Source organism: Nocardioides sp. YIM 152315 (assembly GCF_029210375.1).
Lineage (GTDB): Bacteria > Actinomycetota > Actinomycetes > Propionibacteriales > Nocardioidaceae > Nocardioides.
In genome coordinates, this window is sequence record NZ_JARGER010000042.1 from 68,033 (window position 1) to 87,147 (window position 19,115).

Here is a 19,115-nt window from a genome sequence, read left to right on the forward strand (position 1 = left end):
CCTCAGGACCCGGTGTTGATGGTCAGGTCGAGCGGGCGGGCGATCCGCTCCCAGCCGACGAACTTGAAGTTCGTCTTCTCGCGGGTCTCACCCTCGGAGTCGACCTCCTCGGGCGTGTCGTGCCCGTCGTGGGCGATGAACAGGCCGCGGTCGAAGCCGCCCAGGGACAGGTTGCTCACCGTCGAACCGTCGGACGACTCGACCTGGTCGTCGCCGAACCAGACCTCGAAGCTGCCCAGGAACTGGTGCCGGCCATCTCGCTCGTAGGCCACGAACGTGTTGTCGCCCTGGCTCGACGCCAGCAGGTAGCCGTCCTCGTCATCGTCGCCGTCGTAGTAGATCGACAGACCCTCGGCGTCGGCCGCGATGTGCTTGCCGCCGTAGCCCGGGTCCTGCGAGAAGTCGTGCAGGCACTCCTCCTCGACGGGGTCGTAGGTGTAGGGCACGCCGTACTCCCGGACCTTGTCGACGAGCGCGGGGCGGCCGCTGCCCAGCAGCGGGAAGGACCAGATGCCGACGTCCTCCTGGGCCGCGTATACGACCTGGGTGTCCCGGTCGATGACCATGCCCTCGACCTGCGGGCCGTCGCCGGGGTCCTCACAAGGGACCCAGGTCGTGCCGTTGGGCAGGGGGAAGGACTCGGGCAGCGTCACGGTGCGGACGGCCTGGTAGCTGACGCCGCTGGAGGTCGAGACGAGCCGGAAGATCCGCACGGCGCTGGTGTGCCGCTGGCTGACCGCGGCGTACACGCGGCCGGTGTCGGGGTCGAGCCAGGCCGCGAGGCCGTATGCGGTCTCCTGGTCGCGGACCTGCTCGCGCGTCGTGGCGAAGGCGTACGGCGCGTTGGGCGCGGTCACCTCGGTGAGCGGCTGCGCGGCGTGACCGTTGATGACGTAGGTGCGGATCAGGTCCGCGCCCCGGTCGCTGACGACCGCGAGGTCGACCCGGCTGCCGCCCAGTCGGGCGCCCTGCACGATGTCGACGTTGTTGAAGCGGCCGGGCTCGTCATCGGGGCCGGCGCCGGGCGGCACGGGTGCGGGAATGCTCTGCACGACCTGACCCTGGAGGTTGTAGACGTCGAGGCCGCCCTCCTTCTTCGTGCCCACGACCAGGCTGTGGCGCGAGTGCGCCCGGTCGGCCCAGATGGCCGGGTCGTCGCCGTTGGCATTGCCACCGGCCTCGTCGTCGTACAGGGCTGGCGTCTCGACGGTGGCCGCGGCCCGCACCGGCGCGGCCGATGCGTGATGGCGATGGCCGGCTGCGGCGGTAGGGGCGGCGAGCACGAGAGCGGTCAGGCTCAGTGCGACTGCCGGGACTACGACTGGACGGTTCATGTGTCCTCCGAGTGGGCGTGTTCTGGACGATCACTATGCACAGAGCCTTAGATAAGATGTCAAGACATATGGAGTTAAGAACGAACGTCTGGAAGACGAACGTGCGGCGACCCTCAGGTGCGCTGCTGACGCTTGCTGACCTCGTACGCCGCACGGGCCGCGCGGGTGGAGTCGAGCTCCGACACCTCGGCCACGGGGACCTCCCACCAGGCGTCGCTTGACGGTGCCGGCACCGAGGGGTCGGCAGGCACCCGGATGACCACCGGCCCGCCGACGTGCGCACGCGCCTCCTGCAAGGCTTCGCGGAGCTCGGGGATGGTGTCGGCACACAGCACCCGGGCGCCCAGGCTCGCGGCGTTCGCCGCGAGGTCGGTCGGGAGCACCTCGCCGGTGAGTCCGCCGGCCGCGGCGTCGCGGTAGCGGTACTGGGTGCCGAACCGCTGCGAGCCGAGGGACTCGGAGAGCGCACCGATCGAGCCGAACCCGTGGTTGTCGACGAGCACCACGATCAGTTTCACCTGCTCGGCGACGGCGGTGACGAGCTCCTGCGCCATCATCAGGTAGGAGCCGTCGCCGACGAGGACGAAGACCTCACGGTCCGGTGCCGCCATCTTGACCCCGAGGCCGCCGGCGATCTCGTAGCCCATGCACGAGTAGCCGTACTCGACGTGGTAGGTGCGCGGCAGCCGGGCGCGCCACAGCTTGTGCAGGTCGCCGGGCAGCGACCCGGCCGCACCGACCACCACGTCGCCGGGCTCGGCTGCCTCGTTGACGGCGCCGATGATCGCCGACTGCGCCGGCACCGGCCGGTGGTCGAGGTGGGTGGCCGCATCGACCACGCCGGCCCAGGCATGTGCGAGGCCGGAGTACTCGGCCCGATAGTCCGCCGACGCCCGCCAGCCCTCGAGGCGCTCCCGCAGGGCGTCGAGGATCAGACGGGCGTCGCCGACGACGGCCAGCCCGGTCTGCTTGACCGCGTCGGAGGCCGTGACGTTGATGTTCACGAAGCGGGTCTGAGCGTGGCCGAGTCCGGTGCCGGAGGCCGTCGTGAAGTCTGTGTAGCGCGTGCCGACGCCGATGATCAGGTCGGCCGAGCGCGCCACGGCGTTCGCCGCGGTGGTCCCGGTGGCGCCGACCGAACCCAGCGCCGCAGGGTGGTCGTGGGGGAGCGAGCCCTTGCCGGCCTGGGTGTCGGCGACGGGGATGCCGGTCGCGTCGACGAACTCGCGCAGGGCGTCGGTGGCATCGCTGTAGATGACGCCGCCGCCGGCGACGATCAGCGGGCGGGTCGCCGTGCGCACCAGCTCGAGCACGTCGGCCAGCGACGCGGGGTCGGGCGCTGGGCGGGCCACCCGCCAGACGCGGCGCTCGAAGAGGGAGACCGGCCAGTCGTAGGCCTCGGCCTGGACGTCTTGGGGCAGACAGATGGTCGCGGCGCCGGTCTCCGCCGGGTCGGTCAGGATCCGCATGGCGCCGAGCAGCGCGGACGGCAGCTGCTCGGGCCGGTCCACCCGGTCGAAGAACCGCGACAGCGGCCGGAAGGCGTCGTTGACCGTGACGTCGGGCCCCACGGGGTACTCCAGCTGCTGGAGCACCGGGTCGGCGGGACGGGTCGCGAACGTGTCGCTGGGCAGCAGCAGGACGGGGAGCCGGTTGATGCTGGCCAGGGCCGCGCCCGTCAGCATGTTGGTGGAGCCCGGTCCGACGGACGCCGTACAGGCCAGGGTGCTGAGGCGGTTGGTCATCCGTGCGTAGCCGATCGCGGCGTGCACCATGCCCTGCTCGTTGCGGGCCAGCCAGTACGGCATGGCGGCCGGGTCCTGCTGGTGGCTCTGCAGCAGCGCCTGGCCCAAGCCGGCGACGTTGCCGTGCCCGAAGATCCCGAAGCAGCCGGGCACGAGGCGGGTGACCTGGCCGTCACGCTCGCTGTGCTGCTGGCGCAGGAACTCCACCACGGCCTGGGCCACGGTGAGCCGGCGCGTCGTGCGGCCGGGTGAGACCTGGTGCTCCGTCATCGTCACGACCCCTCTCTCGGGTGTCCAGAACAGCGGTCGGTGTCGGCGAGCAGCCGCCCGTCGACCGGTGTGTGCTCCCACGTCTCCCGCAGCCAGCCGTGGTCGGGGTCGTCGACCACCCGCCACGCCCGCTCGGGGCCGGGCCCCGCCATCACGTTCAGGTAGTAGAGGTCGTGGCCCGGCGCGGCCATGGTCGGCCCGTGCCACCCGTGGGGCACGAGCACCACCTCGCCGCTGCGGACCTCGGTCAGTACGTCGATCTCGCGGTCGGCGTGGCCGTAGACCCGCTGGTAGGCGAGGCCCGGGGCGCCGCCGGGTCCGGCCGCGACCTCGTAGTAGTAGATCTCCTCGAGCTCGGTCTCGTCGGCGGTCGTGGCGTCGTGCTTGTGGGGCGGGTAGGACGACCAGTTGCCCGACGGCGTGACCACCTCGCAGACCATCAGCGTGTCGGCCTCGAGCTGCCCGGGCATGCAGAGCGCGTTGACGCGCCGGCTGCAGTTGCCGGCACCGCGCAGCTCGCTGGTCGTGCCGGCGGCCGGCACGTGGCGTAGCGGCAGCCGGCGGGCAGCCCGAGAGGTGGCGATCGCGACGCGGCCTCCGCCGCGAGCGATGACCCGGGCTCGGCTGCCCTCGGGCAGGTAGACGACGTCGGTCCGCTCGCAGTGCGGGCAGTCCCGACCCGCGAGGCGTACGTCGGTGCCGTCGCAGGCGACGTCGTAGGCCCCGGTGAGCGGCACCACCAGCGCCTCGCGGCCGTCGAGCACGAGCTCGTCGATGTCGCCGTCGTCGAGGTCGACGACCCGCAGCCCGGTGAAGCCCCACTGCGCCGACGCCGGGGTGACCTCGGCGACGACGTGGGCCGGCGTGCGGCTCATCGGACCAGGGAGACCGCGGAGTCGACCGCCGAGGCCACGTCGCCGTCGGGCGGGAAGAGCAGCGTCCGTCCGGCCACCAGTCCTCGTGCGGTGGGGTGCTCCAGCGCCGCGCGCCAGGTCTCGAAGGTCTTCGCCTGGTGGGAGCTGACGGGCCCGCCGAGGAGCAGCACCGGCAGGCTCGTGGCCGCGAGCACCTCCGCCATGCCCTCGACGACCGGGAGCTTCAGCCAGAGGTGGGCCGAGTTGCCGCCGAGGCCGGCGGCCACCGTGCAGGAGCGCACGACGGCGTCGGTCGACAGGTCGTTGCTGACCCGGCCGTCGATGCGCCGGGAGATGAACGGCTCGACCATGCTCATCAGGCCACGCTCGGCGAGCTCGGCGACCGCACGTCCGCACGCCTCCATCGTGGAGGCCGTCGCGGGGTCGTCGGGGTCGATCCGGAAGAGCATCTTGCCGCCCTGCCACCCGGCGCGCTCGATCTCGTCCGCGGAGCAGCCCGTGAAGCGGTCGTCGATCTCGAACGACGTGCCGGCGAGGCCGCCACGGTTCATCGAGCCGATCACCACCTTGTCCTCGAGAGCGCCGAGAAGCAGCAGGTCGTCGATCACGTCGGCGGTGCCGAGCACTCCGTCGACCCCGGGCCGGGCGAGCGCGACGCACAGCCGGCCCAGGAGATCGCGGCGGTCCGACATCGCCATCCGGTCGGGCCCGGCGCGAAGCGCGCCGCGCGCCGGATGGTCTGCGGCGATCAGCACCAGGCGCCCGTCCTCCGCGGTGCGGCGCTTGGGGCGTGACCGCGCTGCGGCGGCCTCCTCCACGCGCTCGGGGTGGAAGACCCGTGTCTCGACGAGGTCGGCCCACTGTCGGTCATCGAGCATGAACGCTCACCTCTTCTTCTCCCATGAGGCGACGTACCTCGTCGGTGGTCGGCATGGCGTCGGCGCACGCGACCTGGGTGGTCACGTGCGCGCCGGCCGCGTTGCAGAATGCGAGCAGCTCGGGCAGCTCCCACTCGTCGAGCAGTCCATGGCACAGGGCGCCCCCGAAGGAATCTCCCGCACCGAGGCCGTTGACGACCCGGACCGAGAGCGGCGGCTGTTCGACGATCTCCACGCCGCGTCGACTGCGTTGTGCGGCGAGCACGCCCTCCGGCCCGCGCTTCACGATCGCGAGCTCGACGCCGTGCTCGAGCAGGGCCAGGGCCGCGGCCTCGGGATCCGTCTCGCCCGTGGCGACGGCACACTCCTCCATGTTGCCGACGGCCACCGAGGCGTGGGCCAGGGCCTTCCGGTAGCGCTCGGTCGCCATCTCGGGGTCCGCCCAGAACATCGGTCGGTAGTCGAGGTCGAAGATCGTCCGGCCCGACTGTCGGCACTCCAGCGCGGCCATGGTGGCCGACAGGCTCGGCTCCTGGCTCAGCCCGGTGCCGGTGAACCAGAAGATCCGCGCGGCACCGATGGCAGCCAGGTCGAGGTCCGCGGGCCCGATGCCCAGATCGGGTGCTGCGTGGCGGTAGAAGTAGAGCGGGAACCGGTCCGGCGGGAACATCTCGCAGAACGTCACCGGGGTCTGCCCTCCGGCCTTGGTCTGCACGAACGAGTCGTCGACCCCGAAGCCGTGCAGCGCCCTGCAGACGAACTCCGCGAACGGATCGTCGCCGACGGCGGTCACGACGGCCGAGCGCCGGCCGTGCCGGGCCGCGGCGACGGCGACGTTGGTCGGCGACCCGCCGAGGTACTTGCCGAACGTCGTGACGTCGGCCAGTGAGACCCCGACCTCGTCCGGGTAGACGTCGACGCCGACCCGACCCATGGTGATGACGTCGAACCGCCCGGTCATGCCGCACCCAGCACGGAGACGAGATGCGCGAGGCTGCGGCGTACGTCGTCGATCGGGTCGGCCCGGTCCTCCGGTGCCTCGTCGAGCATCACGTCCTGCTCCAGCACGTACCAGCCCTGGTAGCCGACCGCCTCCAACGCCCCGACGATGCCGGGGATGTCGACGTCCCCGTCGCCGAGGGGTGTGTAGAGGCCGCGTCGGACCGCCTCGGCGTAGGTGAGGTCACCGCCGCGGACCAGCTCGGCCAGCCCCAGGCGGACGTCCTTGAGGTGCGCATGCACGATCCGGTCGGCGTGGTCGCGCGCCAGGGCCACCGGGTCGGAGCCCCCGACGAGCAGGTGTCCGGTGTCGAGGCAGAGCCCGATCTGCGATCGGGCGAGCACTCGGGCGACCTCGTCGGCCCGCTCCACCATCGTGCCGACGTGCGGGTGCAGGGAGGCCGTGATGCCGCGTGCAGCCGCCAACCGGTCGACGGCGTCGAGGTTCGCGAGCAGGCAGGCCCAGCCGTCGTCGTCCAGCTCGGGCCGGTCGTCGTAGCCGTCGAGCCCGGTGCTGGCCGCGAGCACGATGGCGTCCGCGCCGGCGGCCAGGCAGTCGTCCACGTAGCGGTCGGCCTCGGGGATCGGGTCGTGGGAGGGGTCGTGCAGCACCAGCGGGAGGAACCCCCCGACTGCGCGCAGCCCGTGGGCGTCCAGCAGCCGGGCCCGGTCCTGTGCCTCGGCAGGCAGGAATCCGTCGGGGCCGAACTCCGTGGCGGCGAGACCCAGCTCAGCCATCTGGGCCAGGACCACCTCGGGGTCGAGCTGCCAGCCCCAGCCCGGCACCTCGCACACGCCCCACGAGATCGGCGCGCCGGCGACGCGGGCTGCTCGCCCGTTCTTCTCAGCGGTGCTCACGCGCGCACCTCCGCCAGGCTCACGGGCCGACCCTTGGTCAGCGAGAGCTGGGCGGCCTCGGCGACGTAGAGCGCCTCGAGGGCGTCCTGCGGCCCGCAGGCCGGTGCCGCCGTGCCCGCGACGACGTCGAGGAAGCCCGCGACCTCGGCGTAGTACGCCGCTGCGAACCGCTCCTGAAACCCGCTCCAGGCGGGTTCCGAAGGCCGGGGAGCACCGGGCTCGACGGCGGCGAGCGGCGTGCGCTGGTCGAGGCCGACCGCGACCGAGTCGCGTTCGCCGAGGAGCTCGAGCCGGACGTCGTAGCCGGCGGCGTTCTGGCGGGCCAGCGACACCGAGCACATCGGCCCGTCCTCGAGTTCGAGCAGTGCGACGGCGGTGTCGACATCGCCGTACGTCGCGAACACCGGGTGCTGACGGGCAGAGCCGTGAGCGTAGACGCTGTGGACCTCGCGGCCCGTCACCCAGCGGATGACGTCGAAGTCGTGGACGCCGCAGTCGCGGAAGATCCCGCCAGACAGGGGGATGTACTGCTCCGGCGGGGGCGCAGGGTCGAGGGTGCAGGCGCGCACCGTGTGCACCGCGCCGAGCGCGTCCTCCTCGACGAGCGCGCGGGCCCTGCGGTAGCCGGCGTCGAACCTGCGCTGGAACCCGACCTGCACCGGCACCCCGCTGGACTCGCCCGCGCGCACGACCCGGAGCGTGCCGGCGACGTCGACGGCGAGCGGCTTCTCGCAGAGCACCGGGACCCGGTGCTCGATCGCCGCCAGCACCAGGCTCTCGTGGGCTGCCGTGGCGCTGCAGATCAGCAGGCCGTCGACCTGCTCGCGGAGGAGGTCGGCGACGGAGTCGACGGCGCGGGCGCCGACGTCGTGCGCCAGCGCCGTGGCTGCCGGCGCGTGCTGGTCGGTGACGACCAGCTCGTCGACGCGATCGAGTGCGACCAGCGAGCGCGCATGCACGCCCCCGATCCGTCCACAGCCCACGAGGCCAAGTCTCACGCTCACTCCTTCGTCGTCGGTCCCCGAAGTATCAAAGCGGGGTGTGCGCGGTGTCAAGCATTTGTCCGGACATACTTACGTATGAACAACTCTTGGTACGATGCTGCCGTGCCGCTTCCAGTGATCGACGTCGACCGGTCGAGCCCCATCCCGCTCTACTTCCAAGTTGCCGAGCAACTCGAGCGCGCCATCACCGAAGGCCGGCTCGCGCCGGGGGACCGCATCGACAACGAGATCACGATGGCTCAGCAGCTCGGTCTCTCCCGACCGACGATGCGGCAGGCCATCCAGGTGCTCGTCGACAAGGGACTCGTCGTGCGCAAGCGTGGCGTCGGGACCCAGGTGGTGCACGGGCAGATCCGGCGGTCCATCGAGCTCACCAGCCTCTACGACGACCTCGTCAGGGCTGGGAGCGTCCCGGAGACCACGGTGCTCAGCTTCGAGCGCTCCACGATCGACGCGGGGTCGGAGGAGCTCGTCCAGCTGCCCGACGGCACCGAGGTCTGGAGGTTCGAGCGGCTGCGCACGGTCGGCGGCAAGCCGCTCGCCCTGCTCTACAACGTGGTCCCGGTGTCGGTCGCCGACCTCTCGAGCGCATCGCTCGACAAGAGCGGCCTCTACCAGGCACTCCGCTCCGCCGGTGTGCACCTGCGGGTCGCCGACCAGCAGATCAGCGCCCGGGGCGCGACGACGCGCGAGGCTCGACTGCTGGAAGAGCGGAAGGGTGCACCCCTGCTGACGATGCGCCGCACGGCGTACGACGACGAAGGGCGCATCGTGGAGTTCGGCAGCCACGTCTATCGGCCGGAGCTCTACAGCTTCCAGATGACGCTGGTCGATCGCTGATCCTCCGCGCCGGCCATCAGTGCGATCGGCTCGCCGTCGCGCCGGAGATCGCCTCGACCGCGTCGGCGACAGCACCTGAAGCACAGGGTCCGACGACCAGATCGGCCGATGCCACCACGTCGGGATGGCCGTCGCCGACTGCGATGCCCAACCCCGCGACCTCGATCATCGGGATGTCGTTGGGGTTGTCGCCGATCGCTGCGACGTCCGCGAGGTCGACGCCCCGGTCCGCTGCGAGCCAACGGAGGGCGGTGCCCTTGGTGGCGTCCGCCGGTAGCACCTCGAGGTAGGTCGGCTCGGAGGCGACGACGACGAGCTCCGGGCAGACGGCGCGCACCCGGTCGGCCAGCGCGTCCATCGGCGGGGCCGGCACGATGAGCATCACCTTGGTGACCTCGGCATCGTCGGCGAGGGGGTCGTGCAGCAGCGCGATCCGATCTCGGCGGGCGTAGTCGGTGAGCGCAGGAGCGTCACGGACGACGATCGCCCGGTCGTCCACGAACGCGACGGCGCCGACGGTCGGCGGCAGGGTGGACAGCACGTCTCTGCGTAGCGTCGGCCAGGCGTCGCCGAGGGTCCTCGACAGCAGCACCTCGCCCGAGGCGGCGACCACCCGAGCGCCGTTGAAGAGGATCATCGGCGACTGCAGGCCCAGGGCCGCGTGGTAGCGCCGGGCCGACTCCTCGTTGCGTCCGGTGGCGACGATGCACTCGTGCTCGTCGTCGATCCAGGCGCGGATCGCCACCGCGGAGCGGTCGACCAGCTCCAGGTCGCGAGCGACCAGGGTGCCGTCGAGGTCGGTCACCAGCCACCGGTAGCCGCGGCTCACAGGGCCGTGTCCGCGACGCCGAGGGACAGCGGCATCTCCGCGACCAGGTCGTGGAGCAGCCGTGGGTTCAGGTCGGCCACGTGGGCGAGGTAGCCCGGCGCATCGATGTCACGGGCGGGCGTCGTGCCCGCCTCCCACAGCGGGAGGTAGGTCCCACCGGCCCGGCGCAGGAGCAGCTGTGCGGCGGCGACGTCCCAGGGGTTGACGCCCACGCCGAACGCCGCGTCGGCCCATCCCGCCGCGACGTGGGCGAGCGTGAGCGCGGCGCTGCCAACCCGGCGTACGGTCGCGTAGCCGTCGATCATCCGACCGAGTCGCTCGAGGGCCTCCGGCCCGTGGCTCTGGAGCAGGCGCGCGCTCGGATAGCTGGTGAGCAACAGCGCCCGCCGCTCCTCGGCGGCGCCACGGGACTGCAGCGGCTGGCCGTTGAGCCAGGCGCCGTCCGTGCTGGCGGTGAACATGTCGCCGGTCATCGGGTCGTGGACCGCGCCGGCGACGGGCTCACCGTCGACCACTGCGCCCACGGACACGCAGAAGAACGCCAGCCCGTTGGCGAAGTTGGCGGTGCCGTCGATCGGGTCGACGTACCACTCGACCTCGCCGGCGCCACCGGCACCGTCGGCGCCACCCTCCTCGCCGATCACGACACTGTGCGGCATCCGCCGCCGGATGACCTCGCGGATCACCTGCTCGGCCCTGCGGTCGTGCTCGGTGACCGGGTCGTGGTCGTCGCGCTTGTGCTCGACGGTCATGGGGGAGCGGAAGGCACGCCGCAGGTCGTCGGCGACGGACCTGGCCGCCTCCGCCGCCACGTCGACGGCCTGGTGAGCGAGCCGCTCGGCAGCCGCGGTCATGAGGCACCGCCCGTCGTGGTCGAGGCCAGCGACGAGGTCAGCATGGCCGTGAGCTCGGCGGGCTCCGCGACGACGGCGTCGGGCGTCTCGCGCACGGTGTAGGGCACGCGATAGGTGCTGCGTGCCTCCATCAGGATCGCTGCCCCCACACCCGCCCGGCGACCGGCGACGACGTCGCGGTCGAAGTTGTCGCCGACGTACCAGGTCTGGCCCGGCGCTACACCGAGGGCGCGGCACGCCATCCAGATCAGCTCCGGATTGGGCTTCCGCAGCCCGACCTCGTCGCTGTAGACCTGCAGCGCGAACCGGTGCGTGAGGTCGTGGTCGGCGATGAAGTCGCGGTGGACCACTCCGGCCAGCGCGTTGGACACGATGGCCACGGGGATGTCGCGCTCCTCGGCCGCCGCGAGCAGCTCGGGGATGCCGGGGCGCACGCGCCGCTCGCTGCGCCGCTCACCCATGAGCTGGCAGAGCCAGGTGGCGTGCGCGATGACGATCTCGCGGGCCTGGAGCGGCCAGTCGGCCGCGACGAACTCCCCCCAGAAGCGACGGTGCGTCATCTCCTCGGGGGCGGCCGGACGCGACATCGCGTCCTTCCACGCCTTGTCGGCCGCGCAGCCGGCAAGGAGGTCGATGAGGACGTCCTCGACGCTCAGCTCGAGGCAGCCTGCGGCCTCCAGCTGGCCGTGCACGATCTCGGCGACCTCGCGCGACCAGGTCTCGCGACGGGTCGTCTCCGCGACGACCCCGCCGAAGTCCAGCAGCAGTGCCTGCGGGGTGACGGTCGGTCGGACGCTGTCGGCGCCGCTCACCGGATCGCCTCGACCGGCTCGTCGCCCGCGACCCGCTCGTGCCGGGCGGTGAGCCGGACGCCGGCGTCGTCGAAGACGTGCAGCCGCTCCCGGGGCACCCAGGCGACGACCTCGTCGCCGACGCCACCGACGGGCGGCGTCGACGTCACGGCGAACATCTCTCCGCCCGGTCCGTCGAGCGACACGATCCACGTGGACCCGGTCGGCAGGACGGCCGTCACCGTGACGGGGAAGGCGAGGCAGCCCTCCGGCACCGCCAAGTGGTCGGCCGCGAGCATGATCGACTCCGGTCGGATGCCGATGGTGCCCGCCTGGACCGCGAGCTCGGGGTCGGTGGCCGCCACGAAGTCCCAGATGGCCGCCGCGCCCGGAGCCGTCTCGCGGTCGAGCATGCACATCGGCGGCGACCCGACGAACTCGGCCACGAACGTGTTCGCGGGGCGCTCGTAGATCTCCATCGGCGCGGCGAGCTGCTGCAGCTCGCCGTCCTTCATCACCGCGATGTGGGTCGCCATCGTCATCGCCTCGAGCTGGTCGTGCGTCACGAAGACGACCGTGTGGCCCAGCTCGGCGTGCAGGCGCTTGAGCTCGGTCCGCATCTCGAGGCGGAGCGCCGCATCGAGGTTCGAGAGCGGCTCGTCGAGCAGCAGCACGTCGGGGCTGACCGCCAGCATCCGAGCCAGGGAGACGCGCTGCTGCTGGCCTCCGGAGAGCTGGGCGGGGTAGCGGTCGGCGTACTCCTCGATGTGCAGCGCCCGCATCGCCTCCGCGACCCGGCGCTCGCGCTCGGGTCGCGAGCACTTGCGCAGGCGCAGGCCGAAGTCGACGTTGCGTCGGACGGTCAGGTGCGGCCAGAGCGCGTAGCTCTGGAAGACGAATCCCATCTCGCGCTTCTCGGGTGGCACGAACCGGCCCTGTGCGACGGAGTCCAGCACCCGGTCGCCGACGCGGATCTCACCGGCGTCTGGCTGTTCGAGCCCCGCGATCATCCGCAGGGTGGTCGTCTTGCCGCACCCGGACGGACCGAGGAGGCAGGTGAAGGAGCCGTCGGGCACCTCCAGGTGCAGGTTGCGAACGGCCAGCTGGCCGGCGACGTAGCTCTTCTGTACGCCGCTCAGCTCGATGGTCGGCATGTCAGTCCTTCCTCAGCCTTGCAGACCGGCAGCGAGGCTCGTGCCGGTGAGTCGTTGGGCGATGTAGGTCATGGTGAACGAGACGAATGCGATGACGAGCACGACGGCGTTGGCGAGCTGGGTGTAGCCGTACTCGACCAGGTCGACCGAGAGCGTCGTGAGCAGCTGGGTCCCGCTCGTGGCGAGCATGATCACCACCGACAGCTCCTTGATGCCCGAGATGAACGGCATCACGACACCGACGGCGAGCGACCCCTTCTGGATCGGCATCACCACGCGGGTCGTACGCCGCCACCAGCCGGCGCCGCAGACCTGGGCGGCCTCCTCCGGTTCCCGGCCCAGCTGCATCATCGCGCTGATGCCGGCCCGGGACGAGAACGGGAGCTGGTTGACCACCATGGCCAGCACCAGGATCGTGAACGTGCCGTACAGCGCCGGGATCGGGCCGCGGGGCACCGCGAAGAGGGAGAGGTACGCCGCGGCGAAGGCGATGCCGGGCACCAGGTAGGGCAGGAACGCCGCCTGGCGCAGGAAGCTCGACAGCCGGGTGCCGGCCAGGCGGACGACGACGTAGCCGACCAGCAGGCCGAGCACCGCGCAGATGATCGACGCCAGGCCGACGATGCGCACGCTGTTCCACGCAGCGGTGTAGAGCTCCTCGCTCACCAGGATCCCCTGCGGGAAGCCCACGCTGTCCAGGTCGTCGCCGATCCAGAAGTCGAGCGTGAAGTTGGAGAGCTCGAAGCGCCCGGGCACCACCATGATCGTGCTGAGGAAGAGGGTGCCGAGCGGCACCACCACGCACAGCGTGAACACGCCGGCCGCCGCGAGGAACGCGGGGAGTCGCCACCGGCCGAGCCGGTTGACGCGGCCCATCGCCCCCTTGCCGCCGATCGTCACGAAGCGCCGGTACTCACGCACCAGGCGTGCGTCGATCAGCAGGATGCTGACGCCGATCACGACGATGGTCGCGGCCAGCACGGCGCCGACGCCGGTCTGGCGGGAGTTGATGCTCTGGTAGAGCGAGGTCGCCAGCACGTTGTAGTCGACCGGGAGGCCGAGGATGTACGGCGTGCCGAACGTGCCGATCACCTTCGCGGTCACCAGCAGGATGGCCGACGTCAGCGCCGGTCGCACCAGTGGCAGCACGATCTTGCGGTTGATCGTCCGGCGCGGTGCGCCGAGGATGCGCGCCGAGTCCTCGAGCTGGGAGTCCAGCCGGCGCAGCGCGTTGCCCACGAGCAGGAGCACGAACGGGAAGTAGTGCATGCCGAGGGTGATGATGATCGGCACCCGGCCGTAGGCCAGCCAGTCCGGGGGAGTCGCCCCGAGGGCCTCCATCAGGCCGAGCTGTCCACCGACTCGCCGGTTCTTGAAGATCGTGAGCCAGGCCAGCGCGAACGTCCAGGAGGGCAGGATGTAGGGGACGACGAGCGCGGTGGCGAACCACTTGCGCCCGAACATGTCGGTGCGGGCCAGGAGCCACGCCATCGAGCCGCCGAGCAGGAGTGCGATGACCGTCGTGCCGACGACCACGACGAGCGTGTTGACCAACGGCTCCCAGAAGAGGAGCTCCGAGATCGGTGAGCGGAAGACGCGCCACAGATAGTAGGTCGTCCACTCCCCGGGATCCTTCTGCGCCCGCTGTTGGTCGCCGTACTGGACCTGCAGGCCGTCGATGACCAACGTGATGATCGGCACGACGACGAGGTAGGCAAGGACCGCCGTCAGCACGATGCCGATGGCCAGTGTCGGGTCGTGGCGCGCGACGTTCAGTCTGTAGCGCAGCCGGGCCACCCGCGACGGGCGGTCGGGCGGCTCCTGCGTCGCGTTCGGCCGTTCCCGGGCCTCGACGGACATGTTCACCTCTCGGGGGTTGGGCGCGCGAGGGCGCGCGATCGAACTCGAACGAGTGCTGCCCGGGACGGGCGACCCCGCCCCGGGCAGTCGCGGTCAGCCGGAGTAGCTCAGCCGCCAGAAGTCCTGCATGTCAGGACGGATCTGGCCGTTCGCCTGAGCCGTGTCGGTCCCGAAGACCAGCAGGTCCTCGAGGTACTCCGACACGCCGGACGGGTCGTCGGCAGCCAGCGGAACATCGCTGTTGCCGGAGATCTTGCCGTCGCTGACCTGGGGCTCGATGCCCTCGGCGGTCATCATGTAGTGGATCCAGAGCTTCGCCGAGTTCGGCGCTTCGGTGCCCGTGGCCATCACGATCGACTTCGGGTAGGCGTAGCCGACCCACGGGGAGACCTCACAGATCTCCAGCGCATAGTCCTTGTCCTCCAGGTCGCGGAACTTGGCGACGCTCATCAGACCGATCGGCGGGTCGTCCTGCCCGCGGACTCCGACGGACGCCACCAGCGTCTCCTCGTCGGCGAAGATCTTCGGCTGGTTCTCGCCGAGCCGCTTGATCCACTCCCACGCGGCGTTCTCCTCGCTGGTCTCAAGGGTCTCGTCGTACTGGGAGGCATAGGCGCCCTCGAGGTCGTCGGCACCGCGGATCGTGAGCTCGCTGAACCAGTCGGTCAGATCCGGCTCGTTGAGGGGGTCGCCCATGGCGAAGTTGCCCTGCCACTCGTCCTCGGTGAGTTCCCAAATGTTCGAGATGGGGCACTCATCGGGGTAGGTCTCATTGTTGTAGACAAACACGGACGGGCTGACGACGGCCACCAGCGGGTTCTTCTGCGGGATGGTGTCGGCGAGGTCCGGCGGGATCCAGTTGGTGGCGACTTCCTGGGGGAAGAGCTCGTTGACGATGCTCGCGATGTCCGAGATCACGGCGACGTCCACGGTGACGTTGTCGGCCTGCGCCTCGCGGATCATCTTCTCGACGGTGTCGGGGGCGTCGGACTTGATGCCCTCGGTCTCGATGCCGTACTTCTTCTCGAAGTTGGCCGCGATATCCTCCACTGCTCCCGTGCTGTCGTAGACGGTGAGCTTCTTGCCCTCCGCCTGCGCGGCCTCCACCAGCTCGTCCAGGTCGAAGTTCTGATCGATCTCGACCGTCGGACTGGCTGCCGACGTCTGTCCGGTCGCCTCGCTGCCCTCGTCCTCGCTGGACGGCGCACACGCGGCGAGTGTTGCTCCCGAGAGGGTGGCAGCCATCACGACCCCCGTGATGCGAATCCGTGCTCGTCTCATATGTCAGTTCCTCGTTCTCGGGTCACGAGCGCCAAGCAGAGACGGAGCCGGGTCCGAATCTCTCCTAGACACACCGCGACATGACGTGCCTCACACCTTCTAGCCACTCCGACCCTTTGTCAAGACATACGTACTAATGCACGCAGTGAGGTGGCCATCCGCGATGGAGACGAGTGCGCCGGCGAACACAGCGGTGTGTTATTGTCCGAATGTCAGGACAAAGATCGAAAGGACATCATGGCTGCCCTTGCTCGCGTCACCCACTACATTGACGGCTCTTCATGGGACGGTCCAGCTGAACGTTCGAGCACGATCTACAACCCGGCGACCGGCAGGGCCACGAGCGTCCTCGACCTGGCCGACTCCGACGTCGTGGATACCGCCGTGGCCTCGGCGAGGCGAGCGTGGCAGGACGGCTGGGGCACGATGTCGCTCACGAAGCGGACGAAGATTCTGTTCCGGTTCCACGAGCTGCTCGATCGCGACAAGGAGCGCATCGCCGCACTCATCACCGCCGAGCACGGCAAGGTTCTGGACGATGCCCTCGGCGAGGTCGTCCGCGGCCTTGAGGTGGTGGAGTTCGCGTGCGGCATCCCGCAGCTGCTCAAGGGCGGATTCAGCGTGAATGCCTCGACCAACGTTGACGTCTACTCCACCCGTCAGAGTCTGGGGGTGGTTGCCGTGATCTCGCCGTTCAACTTTCCCGCCATGGTCCCGCTCTGGTTCGTCCCGGTCGCCGTGGCCTGCGGCAACGCTGTCGTCGTCAAGCCGAGCGAGAAGGATCCCAGCGCCACCATCGCGCTTGCCGAGCTCTGGCGCGAGGCCGGCCTGCCGGACGGTGTCGTCAATGTTGTCAACGGGGACAGGGAGGCCGTGGACGCACTGATCGCCCATCCCGAAGTCAAGGCCGTGTCCTTCGTAGGCTCGACCCCGATCGCGAGGTACGTCTACGAGACGGCCACGGCGCATGGGAAGCGGGTCCAGGCGCTCGGTGGGGCGAAGAACCACATGCTCGTGCTCCCCGATGCCGACCTCGACCTGGCCGCTGACGCGGCGGTCAACGCCGGATTCGGATCCGCGGGGGAGCGGTGCATGGCGATCTCGGCGCTCGTCGTCGTCGACACCGTCGCGGATCGGCTTGTCCGCAAGATCAAGGAGCGCATGGGTGCGCTGCGGATCGGCGACGGCACGCGCGGATGCGACATGGGGCCACTGGTGACCAGCGAGCATCGAGACAGGGTCCGCTCGTATGTCGATGCCGGCGCCGAGGAAGGCGCTGAGTTGGTCGTCGACGGTCGCGTCGGCGTCTTCGACGCAGACGGTGACGGGTTCTTCTTGGCGCCGACGCTCTTCGACAAGGTCACGGCCGACATGTCGATCTACGCCGACGAGATCTTCGGCCCCGTGCTGTCGGTGCTCAGGGTTTCTTCCTACGAGGAAGGTCTCGACCTCATCAATGCCAACCCCTATGGCAACGGGACCGCGATCTTCACCAACGACGGCGGGGCCGCCCGCCGTTTCCAGAACGAGGTCGAGGTCGGGATGGTCGGTGTCAACGTCCCGATCCCGGTCCCGGTCGCCTACCACTCGTTCGGCGGCTGGAAGGACAGCCTCTTCGGTGACACGCACGCTTACGGCACCGAAGGTGTGCACTTCTTCACCCGCGGCAAGGTCGTCACCTCTCGCTGGCTCGGCCCCAGCCACGGTGGACTCGATCTCGGCTTCCCCGCACACGACTGAACCCGGGAAGCTGGACTGGCTCGGCCCGACCGCCCGTGTATCCGGGCCGACCGGACTGGCCGGGGCATCCAGCTCGCCGGCCGCATTCGGCCGCGCGTCCGTGCTCCCTGCCAGGCTCGAGCGGCGCATCTACGGTCGAACTTTGCGACACTCGGTCTTGGGCACCTCGGTGAGGACGACGGGTCGGCCAAGACCCCGCTGGACACGTACAGCCACCTGTGGCCGGACAGCGACGACAGCACGCGAGCCGCCATCAGCGCTGTGATGGCGGCTCGTGAGCTGGAACTTGCGGGCTCTGCGGACTGACGAGGGTCAGTAGAAGCGTTTTCCGCTGGTCAGAGGCCTAGTGGACTCTAGATGTCGTAGTAGAGCTCGAACTCGTGCGGGTGCGGGCGCAGCTGCACGGGGGCGATCTCGTTGGTGCGCTTGTAGTCGATCCAGGTCTCGATGAGGTCGGGCGTGAAGACGTTGCCGACGGTGAGGAAGTCGTGGTCGGCCTCGAGGGCGTCGAGGACAGCGCCCAGGGAGGTCGGGACCTGGTCGATCTCGGCCATCTCGTCCGGCGGGAGCTCGTAGATGTCCTTGTCGATCGGCGCGGGCGGCTCGACCTTGTTCTTGATGCCGTCGACACCGGCGAGCATCAGGGCCGAGAACGCGAGGTAGGGGTTCGCCGACGGGTCGGGGAAGCGGCACTCGACGCGCTTGGCCTTCGGGTTCGAGCCGGTGATCGGGATGCGGACCGAGGCCGAGCGGTTGCGCGAGGAGTAGACCAGCGAGATCGGGGCTTCGAAGCCCGGCACGAGCCGATGGTAGGAGTTCACCGAGGGGTTGGTGAACGCCAGCAGTGACGGGGCGTGCTTGAGGATGCCGCCGATGTACCAGCGCGCGAGGTCGGAGAGGCCGCCGTACCCGGTCTCGTCGTAGAACAGCGGGTCGCCGTCCTTCCAGAGCGACTGGTGGACGTGCATGCCCGAGCCGTTGTCGCCGAAGATCGGCTTCGGCATGAAGGTCACGGACTTGCCGGCCTCCCACGCGGTGTTCTTGATGAGGTACTTGAACTTCATCACGTCGTCGGCGGCCTTGAGCAGCGTGTCGAACCGGTAGTTGATCTCCGCCTGGCCCGCGGTGCCGACCTCGTGGTGGGAGCGCTCGACGAGGAGGCCGCACGCCTCGAGGTTCTTCACCATGTCGTCGCGCAGGTCGCCGTAGTGGTCGTACGGCGCGACCGGGAAGTAGCCGCCCTTGAAGCGGGTCTTGTAGCCGCGGTTGTCGCCCTCCTTGCCCGAGTTCCACCAGCCCTCGACGGAGTCGATGTGGTAGAAGCCCTCGTTGGCGGCGGTGGAGTAGCGGACGTTGTCGAAGATGTAGAACTCCGCCTCCGGCGCGAAGAACGCGGTGTCCGCGATGCCGGTGGTGTTCAGGTACGCGAGCGCCTTGCGCGCGATGTTGCGCGGGTCGCGGGAGTAGGCCTCGCCCGTGATCGGGTCGTGGATGAAGAAGCTCAGGTTCAGCGTCTTGGCGGTGCGGAACGGGTCGACGTACGCCGTGGACGGGTCCGGGAACAGCGCCATGTCGGACTCGTTGATCGCCTGGAAGCCGCGGATCGAGGACCCGTCGAAGGCGAGGCCGTCCTCGAAGACGGAGGCGTCGAACGACGACACGGGCACGGTGAAGTGCTGCTCGATACCGGGCAGGTCGACGAAGCGCACGTCGACCATCTCGACGCCCTCGTCTTTGATGAACTTGAGCAGCTCGTCGCTGTTCTGGAACATTCGTCCTCCTTGGCTGCCCGGGCGGGCGGCC

Annotated in this window: 16 protein-coding genes; 2 read left to right on the forward strand and 14 right to left on the reverse strand. The window is 70.1% G+C overall.

What is annotated here, in order from left to right; all coding sequences use genetic code 11:
* Window positions 1-2: 2 nt before the first annotated feature.
* The 7 genes from PZ894_RS17990 to PZ894_RS18020 all read right to left on the reverse strand — a co-directional run bounded on the left by PZ894_RS17990 (window position 3) and on the right by PZ894_RS18020 (window position 7,957).
* The gene (locus PZ894_RS17990) at window positions 3-1,334 is read right to left on the reverse strand and encodes a phytase (protein ID WP_275746910.1); all 1,332 of its coding nucleotides are present in this window, start codon (window positions 1,332-1,334) and stop codon (window positions 3-5) included.
* A 113-nt stretch (window positions 1,335-1,447) separates the two neighbouring features.
* Window positions 1,448-3,349, reverse strand: coding sequence for a 3D-(3,5/4)-trihydroxycyclohexane-1,2-dione acylhydrolase (decyclizing) (gene iolD, locus PZ894_RS17995; protein ID WP_275746911.1), 1,902 nt, complete (start codon window positions 3,347-3,349; stop codon window positions 1,448-1,450).
* Window positions 3,350-3,351: 2 nt separating this feature from the next.
* Entirely contained in the window at window positions 3,352-4,224 is an 873-nt protein-coding gene (gene iolB, locus PZ894_RS18000; RefSeq protein ID WP_275746912.1) for a 5-deoxy-glucuronate isomerase, read from the reverse strand.
* Window positions 4,221-5,102: a hypothetical protein gene (locus tag PZ894_RS18005; protein WP_275746914.1), complete on the reverse strand. Its 882-nt coding sequence runs from the start codon at window positions 5,100-5,102 to the stop codon at window positions 4,221-4,223. The genes iolB and PZ894_RS18005 overlap by 4 nt, the downstream gene beginning before the upstream one ends.
* Window positions 5,092-6,063: a 5-dehydro-2-deoxygluconokinase gene (gene iolC, locus PZ894_RS18010; protein WP_275746915.1), complete on the reverse strand. Its 972-nt coding sequence runs from the start codon at window positions 6,061-6,063 to the stop codon at window positions 5,092-5,094. The genes PZ894_RS18005 and iolC overlap by 11 nt, the downstream gene beginning before the upstream one ends.
* On the reverse strand, window positions 6,060-6,959 hold the full coding sequence (locus tag PZ894_RS18015) for a TIM barrel protein (protein WP_275746917.1): 900 nt from the start codon (window positions 6,957-6,959) through the stop codon (window positions 6,060-6,062). The genes iolC and PZ894_RS18015 overlap by 4 nt, the downstream gene beginning before the upstream one ends.
* Complete coding sequence (locus PZ894_RS18020; RefSeq protein ID WP_275746918.1) at window positions 6,956-7,957, reverse strand: Gfo/Idh/MocA family oxidoreductase; 1,002 nt, start codon at window positions 7,955-7,957, stop codon at window positions 6,956-6,958. The genes PZ894_RS18015 and PZ894_RS18020 overlap by 4 nt, the downstream gene beginning before the upstream one ends.
* Window positions 7,958-8,065: 108 nt before the next feature.
* Between PZ894_RS18020 and PZ894_RS18025 the strand changes: the two genes are divergently transcribed.
* Window positions 8,066-8,803 carry a GntR family transcriptional regulator gene (locus PZ894_RS18025; protein ID WP_275746920.1) on the forward strand — a complete coding sequence of 246 codons (738 nt, stop codon included), beginning with the start codon at window positions 8,066-8,068 and terminating at the stop codon, window positions 8,801-8,803.
* Window positions 8,804-8,819: 16 nt separating this feature from the next.
* Here PZ894_RS18025 and PZ894_RS18030 read toward each other — a convergent pair whose 3' ends face one another.
* From PZ894_RS18030 to PZ894_RS18055, 6 genes are all read right to left on the reverse strand, one after another.
* Window positions 8,820-9,608 carry an HAD hydrolase family protein gene (locus PZ894_RS18030; RefSeq protein WP_275746921.1) on the reverse strand — a complete coding sequence of 263 codons (789 nt, stop codon included), beginning with the start codon at window positions 9,606-9,608 and terminating at the stop codon, window positions 8,820-8,822.
* A gap of 20 nt (window positions 9,609-9,628) precedes the next feature.
* Window positions 9,629-10,486: an inositol monophosphatase family protein gene (locus tag PZ894_RS18035; protein WP_275746922.1), complete on the reverse strand. Its 858-nt coding sequence runs from the start codon at window positions 10,484-10,486 to the stop codon at window positions 9,629-9,631.
* Window positions 10,483-11,298 carry an HAD-IA family hydrolase gene (locus PZ894_RS18040; protein WP_275746923.1) on the reverse strand — a complete coding sequence of 272 codons (816 nt, stop codon included), beginning with the start codon at window positions 11,296-11,298 and terminating at the stop codon, window positions 10,483-10,485. Before PZ894_RS18040 ends, PZ894_RS18035 begins: the two co-directional genes overlap by 4 nt.
* Entirely contained in the window at window positions 11,295-12,431 is a 1,137-nt protein-coding gene (locus tag PZ894_RS18045; RefSeq protein WP_275746925.1) for an ABC transporter ATP-binding protein, read from the reverse strand. Before PZ894_RS18045 ends, PZ894_RS18040 begins: the two co-directional genes overlap by 4 nt.
* A gap of 12 nt (window positions 12,432-12,443) precedes the next feature.
* Window positions 12,444-14,291: an iron ABC transporter permease gene (locus PZ894_RS18050; protein ID WP_275746927.1), complete on the reverse strand. Its 1,848-nt coding sequence runs from the start codon at window positions 14,289-14,291 to the stop codon at window positions 12,444-12,446.
* Window positions 14,292-14,384: 93 nt separating this feature from the next.
* Window positions 14,385-15,536: an ABC transporter substrate-binding protein gene (locus PZ894_RS18055; RefSeq protein ID WP_275746928.1), complete on the reverse strand. Its 1,152-nt coding sequence runs from the start codon at window positions 15,534-15,536 to the stop codon at window positions 14,385-14,387.
* A 273-nt stretch (window positions 15,537-15,809) separates the two neighbouring features.
* Here PZ894_RS18055 and PZ894_RS18060 point away from each other — a divergent pair, with 273 nt between their 5' ends.
* A complete protein-coding gene (locus PZ894_RS18060; RefSeq protein WP_275747178.1) occupies window positions 15,810-17,312 on the forward strand; it encodes a CoA-acylating methylmalonate-semialdehyde dehydrogenase in 1,503 nt (500 codons plus the stop codon).
* 353 nt (window positions 17,313-17,665) lie between these two features.
* Here PZ894_RS18060 and glnA read toward each other — a convergent pair whose 3' ends face one another.
* Window positions 17,666-19,084, reverse strand: a complete 1,419-nt coding sequence (glnA, locus tag PZ894_RS18065) for a type I glutamate--ammonia ligase (RefSeq protein ID WP_275746929.1) — start codon at window positions 19,082-19,084, stop codon at window positions 17,666-17,668.
* Between the last annotated feature and the right edge of the window lie 31 nt (window positions 19,085-19,115).